This window comes from Asticcacaulis sp. (genome assembly GCF_051954415.1).
In the GTDB taxonomy this organism is placed as follows: Bacteria; Pseudomonadota; Alphaproteobacteria; order Caulobacterales; family Caulobacteraceae; genus Asticcacaulis.
Genome location: NZ_JBQCHT010000046.1, coordinates 1 through 7,993 on the forward strand (window position 1 = coordinate 1; position 7,993 = coordinate 7,993).

The following is a 7,993-nucleotide window of genomic DNA, read 5'->3' on the forward strand; positions in this document are numbered from 1 at the left end:
TACCGCAAATTCAACATGTTTTTACAGCGGTTTACAGACGAAAAAAGCGGTGCAATTGCACCGCTTTTTTCGTCTAAGTCATTGATTTGAATGGCGCACTCGAAGAGATTCGAACTCCTGACCCTCAGATTCGTAGTCTGAGATTTTTGTCTGCATTTTCAGGGCAGTACTCTATTAAATCGTAAATTTTTCAGTTAGCGACGCATCGGTGCCTCGTAGTTTATCTTGCAATACAGATCTGTCAGTTCAAATCATGAGCACGCTCAATTTGTCGCGGCATCTTAAGTCTGTTGTCGGTGAAATCGAGACCGAGGGTGAGATGCGCTTATCGGCCATTGGGATTGGTCACGATGTCACCTCTTACTGCCGCGATGGGATTGTCGCTCTTCGTCCGCATGAGTTGGTAGCGTCCTAATCGGCAAAAAAGCAGAGCGGCTAATTCGGCAATGGTAGAATCTAGTTGAGGAGTTTAGCGTCCAGAAGCCGCCGCCTTAGCTTACGCCCTAAAGACGCTCGCCCCTTATTTCTCCCCAACGCCCCAAGCCGACATCGGCCGCTTTTAAAAGGGGGGGCCTTCCAAAAGGGGAAATTGAGCTTAAAAGCTCGGCTGGCAAAGCGGACAGTCACCGGGCATGGCCAATATCTCTATCCGATAAGTTTAGATTAATTGCCATTGACTTAGTATAGATTTACTTTTACGCCTTAAGCCCACAACCGAAGCTCGCTTCAGGAGAGGCAACACATGCTATCCATGAAAGCCAAATACGCTCTGAAAGCGCTTATTCACATGGCACAGATGGACAAGCCCATGCTGCCCAGCAAGCAGATTGCCGAGGCAGAGGACATTCCGCAGAAATTCCTCGACAATATTCTTCAGGAGTTGCGCCAGAACGGCATTGTTGATTCGAAGCGCGGTATTTTCGGGGGCTATTTCCTGGCCAAAAGCGCCAGCGACATCTTTCTGGGGGATATCATCCGCATTATCGACGGCCCTCTGGCGCCTATACGTTGCGCCAGCCTGACCGCCTATCAGAAATGCGAGGATTGCCGCGATGAAGCCGCCTGCCGGCTGCGTCACCTGATGCTCGATGTCCGCAACGCCATGTCGGGCGTGCTCGACAAGCGATGTTTGCAGGATCTTGTATCCGATCCTTCGCTTTAAGATTTCCTCTTAAACTCTTCCATAAATTTTTCTGACGAGGACCACCATGAGTGTACCGTCCAGCGCCCCCGTGCGCGCAGACTTCAACGCGTCCGGCCTGACCGAGGTCGAACGCCAGATCCTGACCAGCCTCCAGCAGATCCGTTTCGGTTCCCTGGAAATCGTCATTCACGACTCGCGGGTCGTGCAGATCGAACGCAGTGAAAAACTGCGTTTCGACGCCAAGGGAAAGGCCCTCAACGAGAGCCTGTCCTAATATCTAAAGTTACAAGCTTAACCTACTCATAAAAATCATATTTCGCTGACCGGACTACCGGAAGTGATGCACCCCACACGGAGTCATCCTCATGCGAACCTTTCACATCACCCTAAGCCTCGGCGCACTTGCCGCCGCCCTCGCCTTCACGCCTGCCTTTGCGCAGGACTCTGCCCCGACCGATACCAGCACCCTGACCGCTGACGAGCGCATCGCTCGCCTCGAACAGGAGTTGGACACCCTGAAGCGCCAGCGCGAACTGGACCAGGAAATCGCCACCTCTGCCGCCGCCAAGACGCCGGTCGCCACACTCGACAAAAAAGGCCTGTCCTTCACCTCGGCCGATGGCAAATACAGCTTTGGCCTGAACGCCCAGGTCAATGTCGACGTCCACAGCTTCAGCAGTGATGGCGGTTCCCTGCGTGATGAAGTCGTCGACCGCCTCGTTCGTCCCACCTTTACGGGCCGCGCCGGCAACGCCTCTTTCCGCTTCACGCCAGAACTGGGCGGTTCGTCCTCGGCCGCCGCTTCAATCGTCGACGCCTATATCGAATACAAGTTTTCCGACGCCGTGCAGTTCCGCGGCGGCAAGTTCAAGTCGCCGCTCGGCCTTGAGCGCCTGCAATCGGATGCGGACGTCATCTGGACCGAACGCGGCCACTCGACCAACCTCGTGCCGAACCGCGATGTCGGCTACCAGGTTTTCGGCACCCTGCTTGATAATGCCGTCGAATATCAGGTCGGCATGTTCAACGGCGCCACCGATGGCGTCAACCTGAACAACGACCTCGATAACGAGAAGGATGTCGTCTATCGCGTCTTCGCCCAGCCCTTCCTCAATTCAAGCGTCGTATTCCTGCAAGGCTTCGGCATCGGCTATGCCGGCTCGGATGGCAAGCACCTCGGCAACGCCACCGATACCCAGCTTGGCAGCTACAAGACCCCCGGCCAGCAGACCTTCTTCAAGTACGGCACCGGCGTCTATTCCAACGGCAAGGAAACACGTTCAAACCCGCAGGCATGGTTCTATCTCAACAACTTTGGCCTCCTTGCCGATTATGTAACCGTGAGACAGGACGTCGCCTCGCCAACCGCCACAGCCGAACTGGAAAACAAGGCGCTCGACGTTTCGGCCTCGTGGGTGATCACCGGCGAGAACGTCAATTACAAGGGCGGTGTCAAGCCCGCCAAGGACTTCAGCCTGAAGAACCGCACTTGGGGCGCTATCGAACTGACCACCCGCTATGGCTATACCGAAATCGACCCCAACGCCTTTGCCGGCGGCTTCGCTTCGGCTTCCTCCGCCGCGCAGAAGGCCACCTCCACCGGCTTCGGCATCGGCTGGTACTGGAGCGAAAACCTGAAGCTGCTGGCTGACTACGACGCGACCGAATTCGAGGGTGGCGCCGCCGCCGGTGCAGACCGCCGCAAGGAAGCGTTCACCTCCGGCCGCATCCAGTTCCGCTACTAGGCCCAAAGCCCACTTATCGTTTTTTACATCAATTGAGGCAATCTGGCCGAATGGGGATTCGGCCAGCGCCAAACGAAGGAACATCGACATGTCTTTCAAAAACCCAGAACGCAGAACCTTGCTGACCGGCCTGCTCGGCGGCGCCAGTCTCCTGGCCTCCGGCGCGCTCACCCTGGCTGGCCCCGCCCTCGCCAAGACGCGCGAACTGCTCAACGTCTCCTATGATCCGACCCGCGAACTGTATGCCGCCTACAATGTCGCTTTTGCCAAACACTGGAAGGCGACGACCGGCGAAGACATCACTATCCGCCAGTCCCATGGTGGTTCCGGCGCCCAGGCGCGCTCGGTGATTGACGGCAGCCCGGCCGATGTCGTCACCCTGGCGCTCGCCGCCGATATCGACTCTATCTCGCAGAAGGCCGGGCTTCTGCCCGCCAACTGGCAAGGCCGTTTTCCAAAAAATTCGACGCCCTACGCCTCAACCATCGTCTTCCTGGTCCGCAAGGGCAATCCGAAGAAGATCAAGGACTGGGATGACCTGATCCGTCTCGACGTTTTGGTCATCACGCCGAACCCGAAGACCTCGGGCGGCGCGCGCTGGAACTATCTGGCCGCCTATGCCTACGCCAGGAAGCGCTGGGGCACTGACGCACTGGCCAGGGAATTTCTGACCAACCTGTTCAACCGCGTGCCGGTGCTCGATACCGGCGCCCGCGGCTCGACCGTCACCTTCGTCGAACGCGGCGTCGGCGAGGTGCTGATCGCCTGGGAAAACGAAGCCTGGCTGGCCGTCAACCAGCTTGGCAAGGGCAAGTTCGACATCGTCTATCCGTCGATCTCGATCCTGGCTGAACCGCCGGTCGCCGTGGTCGACAAGAATGCCGCCAAGAAGGGCAACCTGGCCGCCGCAAAAGAGTATCTCACCTACCTCTACAGCGACGAAGCCCAGGACATCATCGCCCGGAACTATTATCGCCCGTCCAATCCGGCGATCCTGGCTAAGTATGCCGGCACCTTCCCGAACATCCCACTTGTCACCATCAAGGATTTCGGTGGCTGGAAGAAGGTCCAGAAAGAACAGTTCGATTACGGCGGCGTATTCGACCAGATCACGCGGAAATGACCATAGCCGTCACCAGGATGTAATTTCCCGGTGATGGCCAAAAACGAGACGCTGCCGCGCCTACGGCAGCGTCTCGTCCATTTGCCACCAATTCCTGATCAATACTTGATTGCCAGGCTTTTCCCCTTAACCTGACAGGTAACCTCATGACGGGACAACCCGACACCGCGACCGAACCGGTCATACCCGACCATTTTCAGGCGCCCCACCCGGCCACTGGCACCACCCATGTGCTGCCGGGCTTCAAGATCACCCTGGGCATTACGTTGTTTTTCCTCAGCGTGATCGTGATTATTCCACTGGCGGCGCTGATCGCCCGTCCGTGGGAACATGGCCTGCAGGGCTTCCTGTTTGTCCTGACAGACGAACGGGTTCTTCATGCCCTGTGGCTCAGCTTTATCACCGCTCTTGCCGCCGCGGTCGTCAATGTTTTTGCCGGACTGATCGTTGCCTGGTCGCTGACCCGTTATAACTTCCTTGGTCGCAAGCTGCTCGACGCCTTGATCGACCTGCCCTTCGCCCTGCCGACCGCCGTGGCCGGTATCGCCCTGTCCGCGCTTTACGCCGTCAATGGCTGGGTCGGTTCGCTGACCGAGCCGTTCGGGCTCATGATTGCCTATACCCCCATCGGCATCTTCCTGGCCCTGACCTTTATCGGTCTGCCTTTCGTGGTGCGCAGTGTCCAGCCGGTGCTTGCGGAGTTCGAGGCCGAGATAGAGGAAGCCGCCGAGATCCTGGGCGCCCACGCCGTACAAACCACCCTACGGGTGATCCTGCCCGCCCTGATGCCCTCGCTCGTCACCGGCTTCTCGCTGGCCCTGGCGCGCGGCGTCGGCGAATATGGCTCGGTCATCTTCATCGCCGGCAACATGCCCTATATCTCAGAAATCGCCCCACTGCTGATCGTGATCAAGCTGCAGGAATATGATTATGCCGGTGCAGCCGCGGTCGGCATCATCATGCTGGCCATTTCGCTGATCATCCTGCTGTGCCTCAATATCGCCCAGCGCTTCTTTGCTAACATCGGGAGCGCCAAATGACCGCCAAGGCCGCTCGCTCCCCCCGGACCATCGGGTCTTTCGCTCTGCTCACCTTTACCCTGTTGTGGCTCGGCTTCATCATCCTGCTGCCGCTGATCAATGTGCTGGTCACCGCCTTCTCGCAAGGCTTGCCGCCCTATCTCGCCGCCCTGCAAACCGACGACGCCAAGGCCGCCGTAGGGCTGACCCTGCTTGTCGCCGCTATCGCCGTGCCGCTCAACGCCGTGTTCGGCATCTGCGCTGCCTGGTGCATCACCCGCTTCGAGTTCAAGGGAAAAAGCCTGCTGCTTTCCGTCCTCGACCTGCCGTTTTCTATCTCGCCGGTCATTTCCGGCCTGGTGTGGATACTGCTCTTTGGGGCACAGGGCTGGTTCGGCTTCCTGCTGCGCGATCATGACATCAAGATCGTCTTCGCCCTGCCCGGTTTGGTGCTGGCCACCGTGCTCGTTACCCTGCCCTTCATCGCCCGCGAACTGATCCCCCTGATGGAGGACCAGGGCACGGATGAGGAAGTAGCGGCGCGAACGCTCGGCGCCCGTGGCTGGGATATATTCTTCCGCGTCACCCTGCCCAACATCAAGTGGGCCCTGCTCTATGGCGTGCTTTTGTGTACAGCGCGGGCCATGGGTGAATTCGGCGCCGTGTCGGTGGTTTCAGGCCACATTCGCGGCCTGACCGACACCCTGCCGCTCTATATCGAGATTACCTACAACCAGTACGACACCATCGGCGCCTTCGCTGCCGCTTCCATTCTGGCCGGCCTAGCCATCGTCACTCTCGTCCTAAAAACCCTTCTGGAATGGCGCTTTGCGGGTGAACTCGCCGCCTCACGGAGACACTGACATGTCGCTCATAATCACCAACATCAACAAGACCTTTACCAACTTCCCGGCGCTCAAGGACGTTACCTTCGAAGCGAAATCCGGCGAGTTCATCGCCCTGCTCGGCCCGTCCGGCTCCGGCAAGACCACCCTTCTGCGCCTGCTGGCCGGGCTGGATACACCCAGCAGCGGCGGCATCACCTTCGAGGGCGAGGATTACCTCAAGCTCAATCCGCGCGACCGCCGCATTGGCATGGTCTTCCAGTCCTACGCCCTGTTCCGCCACATGACCGTGGCGCAGAACATCGCCTTCGGCCTCAATGTCCGTCCGGCAAAGGAGCGTCCGTCCAAGGCCGAAATAAAGGCAACGGTGGAGCGCCTGCTCAAACTGATGCAGATGGAGGACCTCGGCAAACGCTATCCGTCGCAACTGTCCGGCGGCCAGCGGCAACGGGTGGCCCTGGCCCGCGCCCTGGCCATCAATCCGCGCATCCTGCTGCTCGACGAACCCTTCGGCGCGCTTGATGCCTTGGTGCGTAAAGATTTGCGCCGCTGGCTCAAACGCATCCACCTTGAGACCGGCGTCACCACCATATTCGTGACCCACGATCAGGAAGAGGCGCTCGATCTCGCCGACCGCGTCGTGGTTTTAAAAGCCGGCAAAGTCGAACAGATCGGCACGCCTCTGGAAATATTCGACGCTCCCGCATCCGCCTTCGTCTTCGACTTCCTTGGCTCAGCCAATAAATTGCCATGCCGGGTGCAAGCCGGCAGGGCCATCTTCGACAGTTTCGAGGCCCCTCTCGCCAACGCACCAGGCGGCGACGGGGATTATATCGCCCGTTTTCGCCCGTTCGAGACCGCGTTAAGCCCGGATGGACCCGGCATTCCTGTGAAAGTGAACGCCATCCTCGCGGCAGGCAGCGCCTTACGCCTTGAACTAAAAGGCGATGCCGGCGAACTGTTCGAAACCGAACAGCCACGTAATCCAGCCTTGACATACGCCCACGGCGACCGGTTGAGACTGCGGCCGCAAAAGGTCTTCATATACTGATGAGTTTGCCCGAAGGGAGGAAAATGGTTCAAACGTGTTCATTCGTGTTAATGTCCAATCGATTGGGGCCAGCTTCTGAACAGCGTGACCACGTCCGCTTTATACGCTCGGCATAAACCGCACATGTCGGTAATTTGGCCCCATAGCGCGCCGTGTGCGCTATGGTCCGGACCATGCATCAGCGAGTTGAAATGGGAGGGGCGGCGGAGAACCCGTCATGTCCGAAGCTTCCAATTTCCATTACGCTACTACCTGAAACAAGGGATTGCTTGTTGGGTATCGCCAATGAATATACGACTATCGTGTGCTGCTGATCGGACGATCAACCTGCTATCGGCCGCTAAGGCCTCGCATTCGTTCCGATAGGCGAGAAAATGGGCCGCTGAGTTCTATAGGCTTCCCCTATCGGGAAGCAGGCCCAGTTTGTATGGCTAACCTTTTTGCCCCCCATCCTCGGATCGTGTCCGCTCTCGCTGTGCGCGCGCCGTGTTCAGATCTTCGATCGCAACGACCGGTTCGATAAATGTGGCAAGGTATTCAGTTGGGAGCCGATGCTCCTTGCATGCCCAAAAGTGCATGTTCCTTGTACCACGTATAGAGCTTGAGTGCATCGTCAATGCGGTCCGCTGTAGCCAAATAGGTTAGGACTTTGCGTCGGCGCCGCTCTTCATTAATGACGGTGACGGTCGTGGCGTCGTACCCCTTGCCGGCGCCTTCGGCCTCAGCGAGCTTAGGCCGGTCCTTCGGATCGAAGCTGAACAAGATACCAATGAATTTGCCGTCATTGTCCGTTGCGAACGCGTTGCATTTCCCCAATATGTCTATACGGGTCTATATGCTCTTTGCACAGCCCGTGAGCCTCAGACTATTGCCACCCAGTTACTCAATTGATAGAAAAGAACAATTTCCTGATGCAGCAATATAATACCGCAAATTCAACATGTTTTTACAGCGGTTTACAGACGAAAAAAGCGGTGCAATTGCACCGCTTTTTTCGTCTAAGTCATTGATTTGAATGGCGCACTCGAAGAGATTCGAACTCCTGACCCTCAGATTCGTAGTCTGA

General features: G+C 57.8%; 8 protein-coding genes. All 8 read left to right on the plus strand.

Translation table 11 applies throughout. The features are described 5' to 3' along the window. Positions 1 to 253: 253 nt before the first annotated feature. The 8 genes from ACTHND_RS17825 (at position 254) to ACTHND_RS17860 (ending at position 6,927) form a co-directional block, all read left to right on the plus strand. Complete coding sequence (locus ACTHND_RS17825) at positions 254 to 415, plus strand: cobaltochelatase CobT-related protein (RefSeq protein WP_440179322.1); 162 nt, start codon at positions 254 to 256, stop codon at positions 413 to 415. Between the two features lie 327 nt (positions 416 to 742). Then, the gene (locus ACTHND_RS17830) at positions 743 to 1,162 is read left to right on the plus strand and encodes an RrF2 family transcriptional regulator (RefSeq protein WP_440179323.1); all 420 of its coding nucleotides are present in this window, start codon (positions 743 to 745) and stop codon (positions 1,160 to 1,162) included. Positions 1,163 to 1,208: 46 nt separating this feature from the next. Then, positions 1,209 to 1,418, plus strand: coding sequence for a YezD family protein (locus ACTHND_RS17835; RefSeq protein ID WP_440179324.1), 210 nt, complete (start codon positions 1,209 to 1,211; stop codon positions 1,416 to 1,418). A 91-nt stretch (positions 1,419 to 1,509) separates the two neighbouring features. Beyond that, positions 1,510 to 2,889, plus strand: a complete 1,380-nt coding sequence (locus tag ACTHND_RS17840) for an OprO/OprP family phosphate-selective porin (RefSeq protein WP_440179325.1) — start codon at positions 1,510 to 1,512, stop codon at positions 2,887 to 2,889. Positions 2,890 to 2,977: 88 nt separating this feature from the next. Beyond that, positions 2,978 to 4,012 (plus strand): sulfate ABC transporter substrate-binding protein, encoded by a 1,035-nt coding sequence (locus ACTHND_RS17845; RefSeq protein ID WP_440179326.1) that lies wholly within the window; start codon positions 2,978 to 2,980, stop codon positions 4,010 to 4,012. A gap of 146 nt (positions 4,013 to 4,158) precedes the next feature. Further along, complete coding sequence (cysT, locus tag ACTHND_RS17850) at positions 4,159 to 5,052, plus strand: sulfate ABC transporter permease subunit CysT (RefSeq protein ID WP_440179327.1); 894 nt, start codon at positions 4,159 to 4,161, stop codon at positions 5,050 to 5,052. Next, positions 5,049 to 5,894 (plus strand): sulfate ABC transporter permease subunit CysW, encoded by an 846-nt coding sequence (gene cysW, locus ACTHND_RS17855; protein WP_440179328.1) that lies wholly within the window; start codon positions 5,049 to 5,051, stop codon positions 5,892 to 5,894. The genes cysT and cysW overlap by 4 nt, the downstream gene beginning before the upstream one ends. A 1-nt stretch (position 5,895) precedes the next feature. After that, positions 5,896 to 6,927, plus strand: coding sequence for a sulfate/molybdate ABC transporter ATP-binding protein (locus ACTHND_RS17860; RefSeq protein ID WP_440179329.1), 1,032 nt, complete (start codon positions 5,896 to 5,898; stop codon positions 6,925 to 6,927). Positions 6,928 to 7,993 lie beyond the last annotated feature (1,066 nt).